This is a genomic window from Streptomyces sp. SN-593 (assembly GCF_016756395.1).
GTDB lineage: Bacteria > Actinomycetota > Actinomycetes > Streptomycetales > Streptomycetaceae > Actinacidiphila > Actinacidiphila reveromycinica.
In genome coordinates, this window is sequence record NZ_AP018365.1 from 2,936,002 (window position 1) to 2,956,037 (window position 20,036).

The 20,036-nt window shown below is 75.2% G+C and carries 15 protein-coding genes and 1 tRNA gene; 5 read left to right on the forward strand and 11 right to left on the reverse strand.

Annotated features, from left to right (window positions below; translation table 11 throughout):
* Positions 1-54 precede the first annotated feature (54 nt).
* On the forward strand, positions 55-876 hold the full coding sequence (locus RVR_RS12070; protein ID WP_202233853.1) for a sulfite exporter TauE/SafE family protein: 822 nt from the start codon (positions 55-57) through the stop codon (positions 874-876).
* A 166-nt stretch (positions 877-1,042) separates the two neighbouring features.
* Here the strand turns inward: RVR_RS12070 and RVR_RS12075 are convergent, their stop codons facing one another.
* Together RVR_RS12075 and RVR_RS12080 are read right to left on the reverse strand one after the other, a co-directional pair.
* Positions 1,043-2,899: a glycosyl hydrolase family 18 protein gene (locus RVR_RS12075; RefSeq protein ID WP_202233854.1), complete on the reverse strand. Its 1,857-nt coding sequence runs from the start codon at positions 2,897-2,899 to the stop codon at positions 1,043-1,045.
* Between the two features lie 433 nt (positions 2,900-3,332).
* The gene (locus RVR_RS12080) at positions 3,333-4,457 is read right to left on the reverse strand and encodes an LLM class flavin-dependent oxidoreductase (RefSeq protein WP_202233855.1); all 1,125 of its coding nucleotides are present in this window, start codon (positions 4,455-4,457) and stop codon (positions 3,333-3,335) included.
* Positions 4,458-4,856: 399 nt separating this feature from the next.
* On the opposite strand from RVR_RS12080, the gene RVR_RS12085 reads away from it, so the two are divergent.
* Together RVR_RS12085 and RVR_RS12090 are read left to right on the forward strand one after the other, a co-directional pair.
* Positions 4,857-5,615 (forward strand): IclR family transcriptional regulator, encoded by a 759-nt coding sequence (locus tag RVR_RS12085; protein WP_237405295.1) that lies wholly within the window; start codon positions 4,857-4,859, stop codon positions 5,613-5,615.
* Positions 5,616-5,661: 46 nt separating this feature from the next.
* A tRNA-Lys gene (locus RVR_RS12090) sits at positions 5,662-5,735 on the forward strand.
* Positions 5,736-5,786: 51 nt separating this feature from the next.
* Here the strand turns inward: RVR_RS12090 and RVR_RS12095 are convergent.
* The 3 genes from RVR_RS12095 to RVR_RS12105 all read right to left on the reverse strand — a co-directional run bounded on the left by RVR_RS12095 (position 5,787) and on the right by RVR_RS12105 (position 8,815).
* On the reverse strand, positions 5,787-7,055 hold the full coding sequence (locus tag RVR_RS12095) for an MFS transporter (protein ID WP_202233857.1): 1,269 nt from the start codon (positions 7,053-7,055) through the stop codon (positions 5,787-5,789).
* A complete protein-coding gene (locus RVR_RS12100; RefSeq protein ID WP_202233858.1) occupies positions 7,052-7,750 on the reverse strand; it encodes a FadR/GntR family transcriptional regulator in 699 nt (232 codons plus the stop codon). Before RVR_RS12100 ends, RVR_RS12095 begins: the two co-directional genes overlap by 4 nt.
* 219 nt (positions 7,751-7,969) lie before the next feature.
* A complete protein-coding gene (locus RVR_RS12105; RefSeq protein WP_237404695.1) occupies positions 7,970-8,815 on the reverse strand; it encodes a pentapeptide repeat-containing protein in 846 nt (281 codons plus the stop codon).
* A 364-nt stretch (positions 8,816-9,179) separates the two neighbouring features.
* Here RVR_RS12105 and RVR_RS12110 point away from each other — a divergent pair, with 364 nt between their 5' ends.
* Positions 9,180-10,529: a PP2C family protein-serine/threonine phosphatase gene (locus RVR_RS12110; RefSeq protein ID WP_202233860.1), complete on the forward strand. Its 1,350-nt coding sequence runs from the start codon at positions 9,180-9,182 to the stop codon at positions 10,527-10,529.
* 109 nt (positions 10,530-10,638) lie between these two features.
* On the opposite strand, the gene RVR_RS12115 is transcribed toward RVR_RS12110, so the two are convergent.
* The 4 genes from RVR_RS12115 to RVR_RS12130 form a co-directional block, all read right to left on the reverse strand.
* Positions 10,639-13,596, reverse strand: a complete 2,958-nt coding sequence (locus RVR_RS12115; protein ID WP_202233861.1) for an FAD-binding and (Fe-S)-binding domain-containing protein — start codon at positions 13,594-13,596, stop codon at positions 10,639-10,641.
* Positions 13,597-13,828: 232 nt separating this feature from the next.
* Positions 13,829-14,530 (reverse strand): class F sortase, encoded by a 702-nt coding sequence (locus tag RVR_RS12120; RefSeq protein ID WP_202233862.1) that lies wholly within the window; start codon positions 14,528-14,530, stop codon positions 13,829-13,831.
* Between the two features lie 6 nt (positions 14,531-14,536).
* On the reverse strand, positions 14,537-15,229 hold the full coding sequence (locus RVR_RS12125; RefSeq protein ID WP_202233863.1) for a hypothetical protein: 693 nt from the start codon (positions 15,227-15,229) through the stop codon (positions 14,537-14,539).
* 165 nt (positions 15,230-15,394) lie between these two features.
* Positions 15,395-16,174, reverse strand: coding sequence for an HAD-IIA family hydrolase (locus RVR_RS12130; RefSeq protein ID WP_202233864.1), 780 nt, complete (start codon positions 16,172-16,174; stop codon positions 15,395-15,397).
* A gap of 174 nt (positions 16,175-16,348) precedes the next feature.
* Between RVR_RS12130 and RVR_RS12135 the strand changes: the two genes are divergently transcribed.
* Positions 16,349-17,410 (forward strand): Gfo/Idh/MocA family protein, encoded by a 1,062-nt coding sequence (locus tag RVR_RS12135; protein WP_202233865.1) that lies wholly within the window; start codon positions 16,349-16,351, stop codon positions 17,408-17,410.
* Positions 17,411-17,472: 62 nt separating this feature from the next.
* Here RVR_RS12135 and RVR_RS12140 read toward each other — a convergent pair whose 3' ends face one another.
* Both RVR_RS12140 and RVR_RS12145 read right to left on the reverse strand, forming a co-directional pair.
* Positions 17,473-18,327, reverse strand: a complete 855-nt coding sequence (locus RVR_RS12140; RefSeq protein ID WP_202233866.1) for a fumarylacetoacetate hydrolase family protein — start codon at positions 18,325-18,327, stop codon at positions 17,473-17,475.
* A gap of 88 nt (positions 18,328-18,415) precedes the next feature.
* The gene (locus tag RVR_RS12145) at positions 18,416-19,909 is read right to left on the reverse strand and encodes a DUF445 domain-containing protein (protein ID WP_202233867.1); all 1,494 of its coding nucleotides are present in this window, start codon (positions 19,907-19,909) and stop codon (positions 18,416-18,418) included.
* Positions 19,910-20,036 lie beyond the last annotated feature (127 nt).

A 20,036-nucleotide genomic window follows, 5' to 3' on the forward strand; every position in this document is an offset into this window, starting at 1 on the left:
ACATGGCCGGACATCGATTGTCCGCCAGGGCGGGCGCCGCCTAGCGTCGGGACCGTGCTGACCTCCTTCCTCACGCTGGTCGCCTTCGGCTGCCTGACCGGCGTCACCACGGTGCTCTTCGGCTTCGGCGGCGGGTTCGTCACCGTGCCCGTCGTCTACGGCGTCCTGACCGTCACCGCGCGGCCGGGGGCGTCCGGCGCCGACGCCATGCACGTCGCCGTCGCGACGTCGGCGGCGGTCATGGCCGTCAACGCCTCGGCCGCCGCGCTCGCCCAGTGGCGCGAGGGCCGGCTGCGCGCGGAGTACGTCTGGCCGCTGGCCGCCTTCATCGCGGTCGGCGCCGCCGCGGGCTCGCTGGCCGCGACCCTGGTCGGCGGCACCGCGCTGCGCCTGCTGTTCGCCGGCTACCTGCTGGTGACGATCGCGGACAGCCTGCTGCGCCGGGGCTTCCTGACCAGGGCGCCCCGGGAGCGCCCCCGCCCGCTGGACCGCGGCACCACCACCTTCGGCGGCGTCGGGATCGGGCTGGTGGCCGCGGGCCTGGGGGTGGGCGGCAGCGTGATGACGGTCCCGCTGCTGCGGCGCCGCGGCCTGCCGATGGCCGAGGCGACCGCGACGGCCAACCCGCTCAGCGTCCCGGTCGCCCTCACCGGCACCCTCGTGTACGCCCTCGCGCCCGCGTTCACCGGCTCGGCCGGCGCGGGCCGGCTCGGCTACGTGGACCTGCCGGCCGGCGCCGCCCTCCTGCTGGGGTCGTTGCCGGCCATCGCCCTGCTGCGGCGGAGTGCCGCGCGCGTCCCGGACCGCGTCCACTCGGCCGCGTACGTGGCGCTGCTGCTGGTCGTGCTCGTCGTGATGGGGGCGGCGGCGGTCTGACCCGCGGGCCGGGCCGGCCGCACCGGCGCAACCGGCGTCGGCCGGGGCGCCGTTCCGGCCGCGGGACAGGGGAAGGGCCCGCGTCCTCGGGGGGAGTAAGGACGCGGGCCCTTCGGCGGGACGGGCGTGTGAGGACGCCCGCCCCGCGGGAGGGGAGAGATACGGATCAGCAGACGCCGAGGTCGGTCCAGACACCCCACTCGCCGGTGGTGCCGGGCACCTCGTTGGTGGTCCACCACTTGGCCTGCCAGTTGTGGCCGTTCCAGGAGACCTTGTCGCCGTTGACGTAGATGGCGCTGGCGCTCCAGGACGCGAGGGTGCAGGTGCCGCCGGTACCGCCGGTGGTGCTGCCGGCCGTCGTGCCGGTGGAGGTGCCGGTCGAGGTGCCCGTGGACGTGCCAGTGGAGGTGCCGGTCGAGGTCCCCGTGGACGTGCCGGTCGACGTACCGCCGTCCGTGGTGCCCGCGGTCGTGCCGGACGTGGTGCCCGAACTGGTGCCCGAGCTGGTGCTGCCGCTGGAGGTGCCGCCGGTCGTCGAGCTGCCGGAGCAGTCGGAGGCCGACCCGTTCGTCGCGGTGACGATCTTGTTGAAGAGCGTCGCGGAGCTGTCCAGGTCGAGCAGCGAGTACATCATCGAGCCGCCGAGCCCGTTGCAGTGGGCGTAGTCGGCCCTGGCGGTGATCGACGCGTCGCTCAGACCGGTCCAGAAGGTGGACCCGTCGTAGAAGTACGCCGACTGCGACTTCGCGTCGTAGAAGGTGTCGGCGGGGTTGTCGACCACCCCGCTCAGCTCCTTGTAGTACGCGATTCCGGCCGTCGCGCTGATGCCGCGCGCGGCGGAGGGCCCGGTGGCGGTCTGGTACAGGCCGTGGTTGCCGCCCGCCGGCACCCCGGTCCAGCCGCGGTAGTAGAGCGGGTAGCCCATGGTGATCTTGCCGGCCGGCATGCCCCCTGGGATGCCGTAGGCCGAGTCGCCCTGGGTCCAGGCCTTGAGCGCGTTGTCGGTGCTGTACTTCTCGGTGCCCGGGGCGACCGCGGAGGACGGGTCGTCCGGGGACTGGTAGAGCGGGTCCTGCTCGTTGGTCGGGCCGGTGGCCTCGAACCCGCCGTGCATGTCGTACGTCATGACGTTCGCGTAGTCGAGGTACTGGCCGATCTTGTCGGTCTGGATGTTCGCGATCTTGTCCTGGCCGGACGGCAGGGCCGCGGTGAGCAGCATGTGCTTGCCGCCGTTGGCCGCGCCGTAGGCGTCCAGCTCGCTGCGGAACTCGGCGAGCAGTGCGGTGTAGTCGGCCTTGTCCGCCGCGCTGTAGTGGTTGCCCACGTGGCCGCCCGCCGAGCCCGGGTACTCCCAGTCGATGTCGAAGCCGTCGAAGATGCCCGCCGCGCTGCCGGTGCCGCCGTAGCCGCCCTGCTGGGGCAGGTTGCCCTTGATGAACATGTCGATGCAGGAGCTGACCAGCTTCTTGCGGCTGGCGTCGGTGGCCGCGGCGTCGGAGAAGTACTTGGAGTAGGTCCAGCCGCCGAGCGACACCAGGATCTTCAGGTTCGGGTACTTCGCCTTCAGCTCCTTGAGCTGGTTGAAGTTGCCCACGATCGGCTGGTTGTAGACGTCGGCGGTGCCGTTGACGCTGATGTCGGAGCCGAACGACTTCTGGTAGTCGGCGAAGGCGTCACCCGCGCCGTCGCCCGCGTTCGGGTCCTGCTCGTTCGTGGAGTCCGACGCCTTGGTCGCCTCGAAGCAGGTGAGGTTCGTCGGGTCGATGTTCTCGAACGAGTAGTTGAGGATGTCGAGCTTGCCGGCGATGCCCTCGGTGTCGAGGTTCTTGGGGTAGAAGGCGTTGCCGTAGACGCTCCACTGGTCGTAGTAGGCGATCTTGGCCCCGCCGCTGCTCGCGGCCGCGGGCTGGGCGGCGGCCGCCTTCGCCGCGGTCCCGGCGGAGTCCGCCTGCGCGGTGCCGACACCGCCGACCAGGGCGGCGAACAGGCCCAGTCCGACGGCGGCGCTCGTGGCGGCGGCCACGAACGCTCTCTTCCTTGACCTTGACTGCACGAGGACCTCCGGGGGGAGAGGGAGGAGCAACAGGGGCGACCAGAATGGTTAACCCTTGGTCAAGTGCACGTCAATGGTCTGCACCAGACTTGGACTAGACCAATTTGACGACGGCGGGGCATACCGCGACCGCCGGCGGACCCGGTGCGGGGGTCCGCCGGCGGCGGTGACGAGGGCTTTAAGCCGCGCTTAAGTCGGACAGCGGCGGCCGCTCGCGGCGCGGACCACCGACCCGTCGGTAACCGGGCTTTAACCGGCGCGGACGGCAGGCGGGCAGCCCGGGACGGCGCGGGAGCGCTCCCCCGCTCCTTCGCAGGAGCACTCCCCCGCTCCCTTCGTAGGAAGGCTCCTCACGCCTCCGCGGAAAGGCTCTTCACGACTGCACGAATGCGCGGGAGGAGCCTCACGCCTCCGCGGCGACGTCCTTCGGGAGGCCGTACGCGTCCGCGATCAGTTCGTACGAGCGCAGCCGCGCGGACGGCGTGTGCGCGTTGGCGGTGATCACCAGTTCGTCGGTGCCGGTGCGCTCCACCAGTTCGTCGAGCCCGGCGCGGACCGTCGCCGGGTCGCCGTGGATCACGTTTCCGAGCCAGGAGTCGACGAAGTCCCGCTCGACCGGGCTGAACTCGTACGCCGCCGCCTCGTCCGGGGTCGGCACCAGCCCGGGGCGGCCGGTGCGCAGCCGGAGCATGCTCAGCGCGCCGGTGAGCACCTGGCGGCGGGCCTCCTCCGGGTCCTCGGCCGCCAGCGCGGCCACGCCGATCGAGGCGTAGGGGCGGTCCAGGACCGCGGAGGGGCGGAACGACTCGCGGTAGAGCGCCAGCGCGGGCAGCGTGTTGGCGGCGGAGAAGTGGTGCGCGAAGGAGAAGGGCAGGCCGAGCGCCCCGGCCAGTTGCGCGCTGAAGCCGGAGGAGCCCAGCAGCCACACGCTCGGCCGGGCCCGGGACTGCACCCCGCCGGGCGCGCTGCCCTGGACCGGACCGGGGATGGCGTGGATGCGGGCGTACCGGTGGCCGTCGGGGAAGGTGTCGTCCAGGAACCGGGTCAGCTCGGCGAGCTGGCGCGGGAAGTCGTCGGCGCCTTCGTGCAGCGTCTCGGTGCGGCGCAGCGCGGCGGCGGTGGCGCCGTCGGTACCGGGGGCGCGGCCCAGGCCCAGGTCGATCCGGCCGGGCGCGAGCGCCTCCAGGGTGCCGAACTGCTCGGCGATCACCAGGGGCGCGTGGTTGGGCAGCATCACGCCGCCCGAGCCGAGCCGCAGGGTGCCGGTGTGGGCGGCGAGGTGGGCCAGGATCACCGCGGGCGAGGAGCTGGCCACGCCGGGCATCGAGTGGTGCTCGGCGACCCACATCCGGTGGTACCCGCGGGTCTCGGCGACCCGGGCGATCTCCACGCTGGTGCGCAGCGCGTCGGTGGCGGTGTACCCGCTGCCGACGGTGGCCAGATCCAGCACCGACAGGGGCACCGGCGCGCTCCCGCGGGCCGTCCCCCGGATACCGTGTCCCGGGTCGGGCAGGGTTGCGTCGGCCACGGCGGGCGCCTCCTCGGTCGTCGGTCACCGCGCCCGCGGACCGGATCCGGCGGCGGGTCCGGCCCGCCGGGGCGAAGTGGGGTACGGGTCCGTCCCGTCCGCCGGGTGCAACCGGAGCGCGCACCCGCCTTATTCCCGCCTCCGCGCGCTCCCGCCGGGTCGGCCGGAAACAGCACTTGCAGATCAGCCACAAGAGGGCAATGACCATGACATATGCCAGCGTGGCGCCTTCCTGCGTATACGGCCGTGGCCGGTGGGAATAGCTTTCAACCGCCTCTGCCCGAAAGCCCATTGGCGCTATCGTGGAGTACCGTCCCACCGCGGGTCAGCCCTTGACACTGACCCATGACCAGCGGTCGGACCAGGCACGCAGACGGTCTTACCTTGCAGGGGGTCACCGTGGCGCTCGAACACCGACAGGTCGGACCGGGGGTGTACGCGGTCCAGTACGCACTGCGCGTACTGGAATCCGTGCACACGCACAACGACGGCGTCAGCGCCGAACAGCTCTCCCGCGAGATCGGCGTGCCCCTGGGCTATCTCAGCCAGGTGCTCTCGATGCTGCGCCGGGAACGCTACCTCGGATTCCTGCCCGGCGGCGGATACGTGGTCGGCGAGTCCCTGGTGCTGCTCGGCGCCCCCAACCGCGACCTCGCGCTCGCCGAGAAGCTCAAGGTGATCCTCAAGGAGCTGCGCGACGAGGTCGACGCCGCCGTCTACTTCAGCCGGTACGACGACGGCGAGGTGCGGATCATCGACTTCGCCGACGGCCCCAACGCGCCGAAGGTCAACGAGTGGGTCGACTTCCGCTCCGCCGCCCACGCCAGCGCGGTCGGCAAGTGCCTGCTCGCCCAGCTCGACCACGACGGCCGCCGCGAGCACCTGTCCCGGCACCGCCCGGCCCGCCTCACCTCGCGCACCGAGATCGACGACCGCGTGCTGCTCACCAAGCTGGAGCGGCAGCCCGCCAGCGTCCCCACCCTCGACCTCCAGGAGTACGCGGTCGGCACCGTCTGCGCGGCGATCCCGGTCACCATCGGCAGCACCGTCGCGTGCCTGGCGCTGTCCATGCCCTACGCCCAGGCGCACCGGCTGCGGCCGGCCGTGGACACCCTGCACGAACGGGCCGCCCCGGTACTGCTGAGCATGAGCATCTGATTTTCTCCGCGGGGCCGCGATGCGGTACTGTTTTCCACGTCAGCAGGCGCCGCTAGCTCAGTTGGTTAGAGCAGCTGACTCTTAATCAGCGGGTCCGGGGTTCGAGTCCCTGGCGGCGCACATGACGCAGGAGGTCTGGGTCCCGACCGGTCGGAAACGACGGGTCGGGGGTCAGACCTTCTCCGCTTTCCCGGCCCGCTCGGCCGTCCCGACCGCGGGGCCCCGCGGCTCCACCGCGTGCGCGGCGCCCACCAGGCGGTCCCGCCCCGCGCCGTAGCCGAAACCGGCCATGGCGGCGTTCAGCGCGACCAGCAGCAGGAGCGAGGCGGTCCAGCCGCCGGTGGCGTCGTGCAGGATGCCGAGCAGCAGGGGGCCGGCCGCCGCGACGAGATAGCCGACGGACTGCGCCATCCCGGCCAGGGCGGCGACCTCTCCCGGACCGGTCGCGCGCTGCGACTGGAAGGTCAGCGCGAGCACCAGGCAGACACCGCCGCCGAGCCCCAGCAGGACGCAGGCCAAGACCGGCAGCCCCGGCGCGGCGAGCAGCACCGCGAAACCGCCCGCCACCAGCACGGACGCGGCCGCGGCGACCCACCGCTGGTCCTGGCGGCCCCGGGTGACCAAGGGCAGCAGCAGGGCGGCCGCCAGCGCGACGACCTGGTAGAAGAAGAGCATCCAGCCGGCGCCGGTGGTGCTCATCCCCTGGTGGGCGAGGATGCTCGGCAGCCAGGCGACGACCGTGTAGAAGCCGAGCGACTGCAGGCCCATGAAGAAGCTGACCTGCCACGCGAGCCACGAGCGCCACGGCGCCGGGCTGGGCGAGGTGCCGGCGGTGGCCGCCGGCCGGTCGCCGCGCGCCCGCGGCAGCCACACGGCCAGCGCGACGACAGCCACGACCAGCCCCCAGGCCAGCGACGTCCGCCACCCGCCGGGCACCGCGCCGGCCAGCGGCACGGAGATGCCCGAGGACACCGCCGCGACCAGGCCCATCACCGTGACGTAGAGGGAGCTGACCGCGTGGATGCGGGCCGGCGGGACGCGCTGCCGGATGATCGACGGCAGCAGTACGTTGCCGAAGGCGACGGCGGCGGACAGCACCGCGGTACCGGCGAACAGGCACGCGGTCGAGGGCAGGGACCGCACGACGGTGCCCGCGGCGAGGGACGCCAGGGACGCCACCAGGACGCGGGCCGGGCCGAAGCGGTGCGCCACCCGCCCCACGAACGGGGAGGTCACGGCGAACGCGAGCAACGGCAGCGTGCCGAGCACGCCGCCCCAGCTCGCCGCCAGGCCGGTGGAGTGCTCGATGTCCGGCAGCAGTGTGCCGACACCGGTGAGCGTCGCGCGCAGGTTCGCGGCCACCAGCAGGATCGCGACGACCAGGCCGGTGCCGACCGCGGCCGGCGCGGGCGCCGTCCGGGTCGTGGCGGTGCGGCTCATCGGTTTCCCTCCTCTTCGTGGCCGGCGTGGTTCAGTGCCACGATCCGCGCGGCGGCGTGGCGGGCTCCGGTCTCGTCGCGGGCCTCGATCGCGGCGACCAGGTCCTGGTGCAGCCGGGCGTGCGCGGCGAGCACGCCCGTGTCGAACGGCTGGCCGACCAGCGACGCGGTGATGGCGTGGCCGAGGTGGTCGTAGACCTCGGCGAGCAGCGGGTTGCCGCCCGCCCGTACGACCGCCTGGTGGAACCGGCCGTCGACCTCCGCCATCTCCTCCGCCGTACCGCCCTGGCCGGCGCCGTCCGCCTCCTCCAGCAGGGCGCGCAGTCCGACCAGGTCGTCGGTGCCGCGCCGGGCCGCGGCCAGGCCGGCCGCGTACTCCTCCAGCACGGCCCGCAGTTCCAGCACGTCGTCGCGCGGCGAGGACGCGGCCCGGCGTACCAGTACGGCCTCCAGCTCGCTGGCCGCCCGCACGTAGGTGCCGTCGCCGGCCCTGGCCTCCAGCAGCCCGAGGTGGGTCAGCGCGCCCAGCGCCTCGCGCAGCGTCGTCCGGCTGACGCCGAGCCGCTCGACCAGTTCGTGCTCGGACGGCAGCCGCGTCCCGACCGGCCACTGGCCGGTGGTGATGTGCTCGCGCAGGCTTTCCACCAACTGTGCGGACAGGCTCGCCTTCCGCTGCGGTGCTCGTAGATCAACCATGGCGCCTACGCTACAACAAATGTCAGACATTCATATGTGTGAGGGGCCTCACGAAGGTGCGGCCCCGTGCGGCACGGCGGGCAGCGGTGGGCCGGCCCGGCTCAGGAGGGGGGTGCGGCCCGGCGTGCGGGCGGGACCAGGGGGCGGGCCGGACCGGGTGGGCGGGCCGGACCGGGGGCGGGCCGGACCGGGGGCGGGGCGGATCGGGGGCGGGGCGGATCAGGACCAGTGCGCCGGGCGGTCCAGGCCGGGGCCGGTGCGGGTGCGGGCGTCGCCGCGTGCCGCGTTCACCTGGGACTGGGTGAGGAACAGCGCGCCGGTCAGGTCGGCGCCCCGCAGGTCCGCGTCCCGCAGGTCCGCGCCGATCAGGTCGGCCAGCCTCAGGTCGGCGCCCCGCAGGTCGGCCGCGATCAGGCAGGCGCCGCGGAAGTCGGTGCCCCGCAGGTCGGCGCCGCGCAGTCGGGCGCCGAGCAGGTCCGCGCCGCGCCGGACGGCCCGGCGGCGCGCGCCCGGGCCGGGCGCCCTGACCAGCTCGCTCGCCCGCAGCAGCAGCGGGTTGACCGCGGCGCGCTCGGCGTCGAGGTCGAGCGCGGCCAGGGCGGCCGGGTCGAGCCCGGTCAGCGCGCGGACCCGGGCCAGCTCGCGGTCGGCGGCCGGGTGCAGTTCCGCGGCGGCGGGCCGCTCGCGCACCTCGGTGAGGTAGGCCAGCAGCTCGTGCAGTTGGCGCATCCGCGGCAGCGCGGCGAACATGGCCCGGCCGCCGTCCTCGGCCCCGCGCCAGTCCCGGCCGCCGAAGGTGACCTGGGACAGGTGCTGGCCGGCGCCGAAGCAGTCGTAGACGGTGCAACCGCGGTAGCCCTCGGCGCGCAGCCGGGTGTGGATGCCGCAGCGGTGGTCCGCGCCGAGGTGGCGGCACGGCTCGCCGGAGTCCTTGTCGGCGGCGAAGTCGGCGGAGCGGGTGAAGGCGAGGGCCACGCAGCACAGGCCGAAGCAGTTCCCGCAGTCCGCCCGCAACCGCGCCCGCTCTCCGCCGGGCCGGCCCAGCGGGACCTCCACCGCGCTCACCCGCGCCCCCTCGTGCACGCTGTTCCTCCGGGCCGGCCGGATCGGCTCCCGCCCGCGGTCCATGGTGCCCTACGTCCCCGGCGCCGCCCGGTCCGCCCCCGCCCCGCCCGGGGGCCCGTGCCGGAGGGGCGCGGAGGCCACCGGGAGAACCGGCGCCGGCCGGGAGGTTTACGGACCGGGCGGGGTGGGGTATCGCTCGCCACCAGGTTGCACGCGTGCGCGATGCTGGGGAACGTTGGAGGTGTTCGGAGCGTTCCTGGTCATGGCAGTGCCGGTCCCGACCGGTTTTTGTCCGTGGCGTGGGAGGCGCGCGGCTGACGCGGCCGGGAAGGCCAGATAGGTACCCCATGTGAAGAACGCCTGGATGCGAGCCGTGCAGCGGCTGGAGACCGACTACCTCTCCCGCATGGGTATGTCCCTGCCGCTCCTGGCTCTGGCCCTGGTCACGCTGGCCGACCTGTCCGCCGGCCGGGACCACTACCTGACCCCCGGCATCATCGTGGCGCCCCCGCTCGCCGCCATCACCGTGACGTGGAAGCGGACCCTGTTCATCTGCGTGCTCGGCGCCACCGTCCAGGCCGCGCTGTCGCCGTACGACGGCATCACCCACATCCGCAACCACGACGTCCTGGTCGGCCAGCTCATCTCCTACTGCCTGGTCAGCCTCTTCAGCGTCTACATCGCGTGGCGGCGGGAGACCGGCGCGAAGGCGTTCAGCGCGATCACCTCCGTCGCCGAGGCCGCCCAGCACGCCCTGATGCGCCCGCCGGCGCCGCGCGTCGGCACGATCCGGCTCGCGGTGCGGTACGTCTCCGCCGCCGACGCCGCGCAGATCGGCGGCGACCTGTACGCCGTGCTGGACACCCCGCACGGGGTGCGCGCCCTGATCGGCGACGTCCGCGGCAAGGGGCTGGCCGCCGTGCAGACCTCGGCGGTGGTGCTCGGCGCGTTCCGCGAGGCGGCGTACGACGAGGGCGGGCTCGACACGGTCGCCGCGCGGGTCGACACGAGCGTGGCGCGGCACGTCGACACCGGGGACTTCATCACCGCGCTCTTCGCCCAGTTCGACAAGCCGGACAGCGTGGAACTACTGCACTACGGCCACGTGGCGCCGCTGCGGGTGTCCCGCGACGGCACCGTGGAGACGCTGGAACCGGTCGACCCGTGGGTGCCGCTCGGGCTCGCCGACATGGTCGGGGCGGGCGGCGCGGTGCGGGAGTCCCCCGCGCCGCCGACAGGGCCGGGCGCGCCGGGGGCCCGGGCCGTGTCCGGGCCGGTGCCAGGGACCGCGCCCGCGTCAGGGACCGGGCCAGGGCCGTATCCGGTGGCGTCACCCGAGTCCGCGCCCGCGCCCGCGCACGAGTTCGCGGCAGGCGGCCCGCCGCGGTCCGCGGCCGCCGACGTGGCCGCGCTGGCGGCGCGCGGGCCCTCGCCCTGGCGGGTGCCGCTGCTGCCCGGGGACATCCTCGTGCTGTGCACCGACGGCGTGATCGAGGCGCGCAACCCCCGAGACAACACCTTCTACCCGCTCGCCCAGCGGGTCGGCCCGCTCGTCGCCGGCTGCGGCCACGACCTGGACAGCGCCGTGGAGCGCGTCTACGCGGACCTGCTGGAGCACGCCGGCGGCTCCCTCTCCGACGACGTCGTCCTCCTGCTCCTCGCCCCCATTCCCCGCCCCCTGCCCACCCACCCCCAGGACCCGCCGCTGTACTAGCGAGCTCGTGCAACGGTTTGGTCCGGCGCCCCGGGGCGCCCCCGGACAAGGGCCCGAGGGGCATCGGACAGGGGCCCGGGTCAGGGCGCTCGGGTCAGGGGCGCTCGGGTCAGGGGCGTTCGCGCGTCGCGCGTTCCAGGGCGACCAGGACCGACTCGTACGGCTCCCCGGTGGCGTGCTCCATGGCCAGCTCGCACATCCGGTCCGCCGACAGGTGGGCGCCGAAGGCGCGGCCGGCGACCTCCTCGGCCTCGGGGCGGGTGGCAGCCGCGGTCAGCGGCTCGTGGACGGTGCCCCGGTCGCCGGCGAACCCGCAGCACCCGGCGTCGTCGGGGACGACCACCTCCCGCGCGCAGGCGCGGGCGACGGTCTCCAGCGCGCTCGCGCCGAGGCCGTCCCCGCCGAGGCGGACCGCCGCGCAGGTGGGGTGGAGCACCGCGCAGTCCACCGGCCCGGTCGCGGTGAGCTTGGGCAGGAGCTGGGCAGCCGTCCAGGCCACCGCGTCCAGGACCGTCAGCTCGCCGTGCAGCTCACGGTTGGCGTCGGTGAGGTGGGGCACCACGTCGCGGGCGAGCCCGAGCGCGCAGGACTGGGCGTCCACGACCACGGGCAGCCGCCCGCCGCCGGTCCACGCCCAGGCGTGCTCCACCACCCGGTTCGCCATCACCGCGTGGCCGGCGTCGTACCCCCCGGCGTACCAGGCCGTGCCGCAGCAGGTGCGGGTGACGTCGGGCGGGATCCACACCGGCTGGCCGGCCCGCTCGGCGAGGGCCACCAGCGCGTGCACCACCCAGCCGCGGCCGGTACCGGACGGCGGCCCGAAGATCCGGTTGGCGCAGGAGGGCAGGTAGACCGCGGCGGCGCCCTGGCGTTCGGTGCGCGGCAGGCGCGGCGCGGGGCCGGGGGTCTCCGGCGGCCACCCGGGCAGCGCTGCGGCGCGCAGCGCGCGGCGGGCCGGCGCGGTCGCGGCGGCGAGCGGACGGTCGCCGGCCCGGTCGCGTACGGCGCCGACCGCGGCCAGGCCCGCGCGTACCGCCCGCTGCGCGCTGCGCCAGTGGGTGGCGAGCGAGACGGCGGCACGCTGCTCGGCGGGGGTGTGCCGGGTCCGCCGGGCCTCCCTCATCAGCGCGCCGGTGTCGATGCCGACCGGGCAGGCGGCCGCGCACAGCGAGTCCCCGGCGCAGGTGTCCATCGCGTCGTGGCCGTAGGCGTCCAGCAGCGCGCGCAGCACCGGCGAGCCGGCCGGCTGCCGGGCCATCTCGCGGCGCAGCGCGATCCGCTGCCGCGGGGTGGTGGTCAGGTCCCGGCTGGGGCAGACCGGTTCGCACAGGCCGCACTCGGTGCAGGGGTCGGCCGCCTCCCCGGTGGCCGGGAGGGTCTTCAGGCCGCGCAGGTGGCCGCGCGGGTCCTGGTCGAGGACCACCCGGGGGGCGAGGATGCCGCCGGGGTCGAGCAGCGCCTTGACCCGCCACATCAGGGCGGTGGCGCGCGCACCCCACTCCAGTTCCAGGAACGGGGCGAGGTTGCGCCCGGTGCCGTGCTCGGCCTTCAGGGAGCCGTCGAACTGCTCGGTGACGGTGTGGCAGAAGTCGTCCACGAAGGCGGCGTAGCGCTCCACGTCGGCCGGGTCGGCGGCGTCGAAGGCGAGCAGGAAGTGCAGGTTGCCGTGGGCGGCGTGGCCGGCCACGGCCGCGTCGAAGCCGTGCCGCTCCTGGAGCGCCAGCAGTTCCGTGCACGCCTCGGCGAGCCGGTCGGGCGGCACCGCGAAGTCCTCGGTGACCAGGGTGGTGCCCGGCGGCCGGCTGCCGCCGACCGCGGTGGTGAAGGCCCCGCGCAGCCGCCACAGCCGGCCGATCGTGCCGGGGTCGCGGCTGAAGGAGTTGTCCGCCGAGGGGACCGGCGCGACGAGCCCGAGGTCGTCGCAGACCCGGCGCGCGGCGCGCTCGTACGCGGCCAGCTCGGTCTCGTCCGCGGCCCGGAACTCCACCAGCAGCGCCGCGCACCCGGTCGGCAGCCGCTGCCAGTCGGCCGGCGCGCCGGGCACGGCCGCGGACGCGGCCAGCACGTGGCCGTCCATCAGCTCGACGGCCTCGGCACCGGCCTGCGCGAACTGCGCCGCGGCGGCCGCCGCGGCGGCCAGCGAGGGGAAGAAGAGCAGTCCGGCGGTGGCGGCGGCCCGGGCCGGCAAGGTGGCGTAGACGGCCTCGGCGACGAAACCGAGGGTGCCCTGCGAGCCGATCATCAGCCCGCGCAGGATCTGCGCCGGGGTCTCGGCGTCGAGGAAGGCGTCCAGCCGGTAGCCGCTGGTGTTCTTGATCGCGTGCTTGGCGCGGATACGGGCGGCCAGCGCCGGATCGCCCTCGATCTCGTCCCTCAGGTCCAGCAGGCCCTGGTAGAGGTCGGGTTCGGCGGCGGCCAGCGCCGCGTCGGCGTCGGGGTCGGCGGTGTCCACCACGGTCCCGGACGCCAGCACCGCGGTGAGCGAGACGACGGTGCGGTAGGAGTCGCGGGTGGTGCCCGCGGCCGTCCCGGAGGCGTTGTTCGCCAGTACCCCGCCGACGGTCGCGGCGCCCGCGCTCGCCGGGTCGGGCCCCAGCACCCGGCGGTGCCGGGCGAGCGCGGCGTTCACCCTGGCCAGCACGGTCCCCGGCAGCACCCGCGCCCGCGCCCCGCCGGCCTCGACCTCGACCCCGCCGAAGTGGCGCCGCACGTCCACGAGGATGTCCTCGCCCTGCGCCTGCCCGTTCAGGCTGGTGCCGGCCGCCCGGAAGACCAGGTTGCGGCGGTGCTCGCGGGCGTACCCCATCAGCTTGACGACGTCCTGCACGCTGTCGGGGACCACCACGGCCTGCGGCACGAAGCGGTACGGGCTCGCGTCGCAGGCGTAGCGCACCAGGTCGGAGACGCCGCCGAGCACCTTGCCCGGGCCGAGCAGCGTTTCGAGGTCGGTGCGCAGCCCGGGCGGGGTGCCGCCCGCGCGGGCCTCCTCGACCCGGTCGGGCGCCGGCCGCGCGTGCTGGACGGGGGCGGGCCGCCGCCGGCTCCCCTTCGGGTCACGCTTGGGCATCCGTTCCTCCGGTCAGGGGATCGTCACACCGCTTCGCACACCGTTCCTCACGCTGTTCCGCTCGCTGTCACGCCCACCTCCGCGCCCGCCGCGCCGGCGGTGGACCGGTCCGAGGGCCGTCCGTGAACCGGTCCGTGGACCCGTCCGTGAACCGGCCCGTGGACATCGGTGGGTACGCCGGATCGTGCGGGGGCGCGCCCACCTCGATGGGCATCCTTGCACCTTTAGCACCCTATGCCCCGCTGCCGGACGCCGCGCGCGAACCGGTCAGCGAGGCGTACACCACGACGTTCGCCGAGTACGCCTGGCGGGCGCTGTCGAAGTCGCCGCCGCAGGTGATCAGCCGCAGCTCGGGGCGGTTCGCCGCGTCGGAGCCGTAGACCCGGGTCGCGTCGAAGTGGTCCTTCGGGACCACCTCCACCGCCTCCACCGAGAAGTCCGCGACGGAGTGGTCCGCCCGGGTCACCGCCACCAGCGCGCCCGGTCTGACCGTGCTCAGCGGGAAGAAGACCGCCGGCCCGGTCTCGGTGTCCACGTGGCCGACGATCAGCGCCGCGCCGGCGGCCCCCGGGGTCGGGCCGCCGGTGTACCAGCCGGCCACCTGCGGGGTCGAGTACGGCGGCGGGTCGATCGTGCCGTCGGTCAGGCCGCGCCCGACGAGGTCGGCGTGCAGCCCGATCGAGCCGATGTCGAGCCGGACCGGGTCGGACGCGGGCAGCGGGACATGCGCCGCGTACAGGTGCGGCGGGTGGTCCCGCGCGGCGGCGGCCCGAGGGCCGCCGGCCCCGGCGGTCCCGGTGCCGCCGCCGGAACCCTGGCCGACCAGCCAGGCCGCCAGCAGGAGCAGCCCGACCGCGAGGGCCGTCCACGTCCTGCCGTCGGCCCTGGCCCGGGTGTCGGCCCGTACCGCCCGCGCGTCCGCCCCTTCGGCCATGCCGGGTCAGCCGCGGGCCGTGCCGCGGCGCCGGTAGAGCGCGAGCCCGGCCAGACCGGCCGCCGCGACACCGCCGGTGACCAGCAGCGGGCCGGCGCTGCCGCCGGCTTCGGCCGGACCGGCCGCGAGCTGCTCCGCGCCGGCGTCGCGCACGGCGAGCCGCCGGGCCTCGCCGCCCCCGCCGGCCGGCACCGGGCGGATCGGGTCGGTCGGCGTGAGACCGCCGTCGCTCTCGCTGCTGCCGCCGCTGACGGTGACGGACGCGCTGGCGGAGCTGGAGCCGTCCTCGCAGCGCACCGCGATCGTGTAGGAGCCCTGGACCGCGGTGGACTTGATGAACGCGTCGCCGTCCATGCCGTCGCCGCTGCCGGACGGGGACAGGGTCACGGTGTCGACGAACACGTCGGCGCTGGCCGTCGCGGTCTTCCCGGCCTTGCAGGAGGTCGCGAGGTGGAGGGAGACCACGCCGCCGGGGGCGACGGTGCGCGGCGAGACGTCCATGCCGCCCGCGTCGGACGACGAGCTGCCGGTCGAACTCGACGAACTCGACGAGCTGGACGAACTGCTCGACGAGGAGCTGCCCGACCCTCCCCCGCCGTCGTCGGCGGCAGCCGGCTTCGGCAGTCCGGAGACGCCGCCCACGGCGAGCACGGCGACGGCGCCGGCGGCAGCGACGGCGGGCAGTTTCAGACCAAACATGAGGACCTCCGCTCGGCCGGGAGCGGGGGCCCGCGCCCGGTGCTTACGAAGATTCCGCCGCCCGCCGCCGCCCGCACTCCGGGCGGCGGCCCAGTGGCCCATCAGGGTGATCGTCGGTCTACGGAGCGTAAAGACCGCGCGTCCGGGCCATAGGGGCCCGCCCGGTCAGATCTCGGCGACCAGGTCCGCGATCGAGTCGACCACCCGGGACGGGCGGAAGGGGTAACGGTCGATGTCCGGCAGCGTGGTCAGGCCGGTGAGCACCAGGAACGTCTCCATGCCGGACTCCAGCCCGGCCAGCACGTCGGTGTCCATCCGGTCGCCGATCATCGCGCTGGTCTCGGAGTGGGCGCCGATGACGTTCAGCCCGGCCCGCATCATCAGCGGGTTCGGCTTGCCCACGAAGTAGGGGTCCTTGCCGGTCGCCTTGGTGATCAGCGCCGCCACCGAGCCCGCGGCCGGCAGCACGCCCTCCGGGGAGGGGCCGGTCTGGTCGGGGTTGGTGCAGATGAAGCGGGCGCCGCCGTTGATCAGCCGGATCGCCTTGGTCAGCGCCTCGAAGCTGTAGGTGCGGGTCTCGCCGAGCACCACGTAGTCCGGGTCGTGGTCGGTCAGCACGTAGCCGACGTCGTGCAGCGCCGTGGTCAGGCCCGCCTCGCCGATGACGTAGGCGGTGCCGCCCGGCCGCTGGTCGTCCAGGAACTTCGCGGTGGCCAGCGCCGACGTCCAGATGTTGCCCACCGGGACGTGCAGGCCCATCCGGGTCAGCCGGGCGTGCAGGTCGCGCGGGGTGTAGATGGAGTTGTTCGTCAGCACCAGGAACGGCTTGCCCGACTCCTTCAGGCCCGTCAGGAACGCGTCCGCACCGGGGATGGGGGTGCCTTCGTGGATCAGCACCCCGTCCATGTCGGTGAGCCACGACTCAATCGGCTTGCGTGTCGACACGGGTCGCTCCTGTCCTGGGTACCACCTGACCGCCTGAGACGCACCAAGCGTAGCCGGGGCGGGTGGCGCCGCCGCCCGCCGGGCGGACCGGCCGCCGCCGGGCTCGCGCGGCCGGCGCGCGCCCCGGGCGCCCCCGGCGCGGCGCGTGCCGCGGGCAGTGCGAGAGTGGCGGGCATGAGCACTCCCCCGCCGCTGCGCGTCGGCCTGGTCGGGTACGGCCCGGCCGGGGCGTTCTTCCACGCACCGCTGATCGCCGCGACGCCCGGCCTGGTCCTGGACACGATCGTCACCGCCGACCCGGGGCGCCGGGCCGCGGCGGGCTCCGAGCACCCGGGCGTCCGCTTCGCCGACCGCGCGGCCGACCTGTGGGGGCGGGCCGGGGAACTCGACCTGGTGGTGCTCGCCTCCCCCAACCGCACCCACGTGCCGCTGGCCACCGAGGCGCTGGAGGCCGGGCTGCCGGTGGTCGTGGACAAGCCGCTGGCCGGGACCGCCGCCGAGGCCCGTGCCCTCGCCGCGCTCGCGGACGCCCGCGGGCTGCTGCTCGGCGTCTTCCAGAACCGGCGCTGGGACGGCGACTTCCGCACCGTGCGCGACCTCGTCGAGCGGGGCGCGCTCGGCGAGGTGCGCCGCTTCGAGTCCCGCTTCGAACGGTGGCGCCCCCGGCTCAAGGGCGGCTGGCGCGAGTCGGGCGACCCGGCAGACATCGGAGGTCTGCTCTACGATCTCGGCGCCCATCTCGTCGACCAGGCGCTCACCCTGTTCGGTCCGGCCGCGCTGGTCCACGCCGAGGCCGCCGCCGTGCGCCCGGGCGCGACCGCCGACGACGACGCCTTCATCGCGCTCACCCACGCCTCCGGGGTCCGCTCCCACCTGTGGATGAGCGCCGTCACGCCCCGGCTCGGCCCGCGCTTCCGCGTGCTCGGCAGCACCGGCGGATACGTCGTGCACGGGCTGGACCCGCAGGAGGCCGACCTGCGCGCCGGGCGCCGCCCGGGCGACGGCGCGCCGTGGGGCGAGGTGCCGCCGGCCGGCTGGGGCACCGCCGGCACCGACGGCGCCGAGGCCGCGGTGCCCACGCTCCCCGGCGACTACCCCGCCTTCTACGCGGCCGTGGCGGCGGCGCTGCGCGCGGGCACCGCCGCGCCGGTCACCGCGCACGAGGCCGCCGCGGCCCTGGACGTCATCGAGGCCGCCCACCGCTCCGCGGCGACCGGCGGGACCGTACGGCTCTGACCGGCCGGGGAACCGGGACGCGCGCGGAGCGGGAAGCCGGGACGCGCCGGTCGGGGCGGCGGCTACGCGGCGCCGAACTCCTGGCGCTGGCGGCCGAGTCCGTCGATGCTCAGCTCGACGACGTCCCCGGGCCGGAGGTACGGCTTGGGGTCGGGTCGGCCGAGCGCGACCCCGGCGGGGGTGCCGGTGTTGATCACGTCCCCCGGGTAGAGCGTCATGAACTGGCTGAGGTAGCGCACCACCTCGGCCACCGGGAAGATCTGGTCCGCGGTCGAGCCGTCCTGCTTCAGCTCGCCGTTCACCCACAGCCGCAGCGGCAGCGCCTGCGGGTCGGGCACCTCGTCCGCGGTGACCAGCCACGGGCCGAGCGGGTTGAACGTCTCGCAGTTCTTCCCCTTGTCCCACTGGCCGCCGCGCTCGGTCTGGAAGGCCCGCTCGGACACGTCGTGCGCCACCGTGTAGCCCGCGACGGCGGCCATGGCCTCCTCGTGCGAGGCGGCGTACCGCAGCTCGCGCCCGATGACGACCGCCAACTCGACCTCCCAGTCGGTCTTCTCGCTGCCCCGCGGCACCAGCACCGTGTCGTCGGGGCCGACCACGGTGTCCGGCGCCTTCATGAACACCACGGGCTCGGCGGGCGGCCGGGCGCCGGTCTCGGCGGCGTGGTCGTGGTAGTTCAGCCCGATGCAGACGATCTTGCCGATCCCGGCCAGCGGCGGGCCGACCCGCTCGGCCGGATCCAGCGCGGGCAGCGCGCCCCCGGCCTGCGCCGCGGCGATCCGGGCGAGCGCGGCCGGGTCGGCGAGCAGCGCCCCGTCGATCTCGGGCACGATCCCGCCGAGGTCCCGCCGTACGCCCTCGTGGTCCAGCAGGGCCGGGCGTTCCGCCCCGGCGGGTCCGACGCGCAGCAGCTTCACAGGTGCACTCCCTACGTGACGTGGTCGAGCGGTCATCGGATGTCTTTCCCCGCATCCTCCCCGCGGGGTGCCGGGCCGTCAACACACGTCAGCCGCCCACCGCGTGCGAGACCGCGTAGATGAGCAGGCCCGCCAGCGCGCCGACCACCGTCCCGTTGATCCGGATGAACTGGAGGTCCCGCCCCACGTGCGCCTCGATCTTGCGCGAGGTCTGCTCCGCGTCCCACCCCGCGACGGTCTCGCTGATGAGCGAGGTGATCTCGTCCCGGTAGGTGGTGACGAGGTAGGTGGCCGCGTCCTCCAGCCACCCGTCCACCTTCGCCTGGAGCCGCGTGTCCACCGCCAGCCGCGCACCGAGCCCGAGCAGCGACGTCCGCGCCCGCCGCCGCAGCTCGCTGTGCTCGTCGTCCGCCGCGGCCACCACCATCGCCCGCACCGCGCCCCACGCGCTGGCGATGAGGTCCTGCACCTCGCTGCGCGCCAGGAGGTCCTTCTTCAGCCGCTCCACCCGCGCCCGGGTGTCCGGGTCGGACTGGAGCTCGGTGGCGAAGTCCCCGAGGAAGCGGTCCACCGCGCCCCTCGCCGGGTGCCCCGGGGAGTCCCGCATCTCGGTGACGAAGCGCAGCAGCTCCTTGTAGACCCGCTCGCCGATCCGGCGGTCGACGAACCGCGGCGTCCACCCGGGCGCCCCGCCCTGCACGGCCACCATGACGGAGTCGCCGTGCTCCACCAGCCAGTCGTGGGCGCGCACGCACACCAGGTCCACCAGCCGCCGGTGGCCGCCGTCGGCGACGACCCGCTCCAGCAGCCTGCCCAGGCCCGGCGCGATCTCCTGCGCCTCGGCCCGCCGGGTGATCGCCTCGCCGACGACCGCCTGCACGTCGGAGTCGCGCAGCACCCGCAGCGCGCCGCGCAGCGCGGCCGACGCCTGCTCGGTGACCTTGTCGGCGTTGGCCGGCTCCGCCAGCCACCCGCCCAGCCGCGACCCGATCCCGACCGCGCGCAGCCGGGCCCGCACCACGTCGGAGGACAGGAAGTTCTCGCCGACGAAGTCGCCGAGGCTCGCGCCCAGGGCGTCCTTCTTCGTCGGGATGATCGCGGTGTGCGGAATGGGCAGGCCCAGCGGGCGGCGGAAGAGCGCGGTGACCGCGAACCAGTCGGCGAGGGCGCCGACCATGCCCGCCTCCGCGGCCGCCGACACGTATCCCGCCCAGCCGCCCGCGCCGTGCGCCGCGGCCCACTTCGCCAGGGCGTACACCACGGTGGCGACCAGCAGGAAGCCGGTCGCGATCAGCTTCATCCGGCGGACGCCGGCCCGCCGCGCCTCGTCCGGGTCCGCCCCCGGGCCGCCGCCGCCCGCCGGAACGCGCGCCCGCGGCCCGGGGCCGGGGCCCGCGCCGGGGCGCGCCACCGCGGCCGCCCGGACGCCCCCGTCCCCGCCCGCACCCGCACCCGCACCCGCACCCGCACCCACCGCGCGGCCGGTACCGCGGACACCGCCCACGTCACCCACGTCACCCACGTCAGCCACACCCCCCGCGTCGCCTGTGCCGCCCGTGCCGTCCACTCGCCCCGTCTCCATCGGCTCCACCCGCGTATTCTCACCGCCACTGCCGTTCCGGGAACGTACGACGGGTTCCCGACGCCTCCCTCGCACCGCGCCTGCGCGGGGAGGACCCCCGAACAGCCTCCCGCACGACCCCAGGAGA

Excerpts from the sequence above, each read along its gene's own strand:
- RVR_RS12095 (WP_202233857.1), bottom strand. The coding sequence starts at position 7,055 with ATGAGCCGCACCGCCACGACCCGGACGGCGCCCGCGCCGGCCGCGGTC.
- RVR_RS12100 (WP_202233858.1), bottom strand. The coding sequence starts at position 7,750 with ATGGTTGATCTACGAGCACCGCAGCGGAAGGCGAGCCTGTCCGCACAG.
- RVR_RS12110 (WP_202233860.1), top strand. The coding sequence starts at position 9,180 with ATGCGAGCCGTGCAGCGGCTGGAGACCGACTACCTCTCCCGCATGGGT.
- RVR_RS12115 (WP_202233861.1), bottom strand. The coding sequence starts at position 13,596 with ATGCCCAAGCGTGACCCGAAGGGGAGCCGGCGGCGGCCCGCCCCCGTC.
- RVR_RS12120 (WP_202233862.1), bottom strand. The coding sequence starts at position 14,530 with ATGGCCGAAGGGGCGGACGCGCGGGCGGTACGGGCCGACACCCGGGCC.
- RVR_RS12125 (WP_202233863.1), bottom strand. The coding sequence starts at position 15,229 with ATGTTTGGTCTGAAACTGCCCGCCGTCGCTGCCGCCGGCGCCGTCGCC.
- RVR_RS12135 (WP_202233865.1), top strand. The coding sequence starts at position 16,349 with ATGAGCACTCCCCCGCCGCTGCGCGTCGGCCTGGTCGGGTACGGCCCG.
- RVR_RS12145 (WP_202233867.1), bottom strand. The coding sequence starts at position 19,909 with ATGGAGACGGGGCGAGTGGACGGCACGGGCGGCACAGGCGACGCGGGG.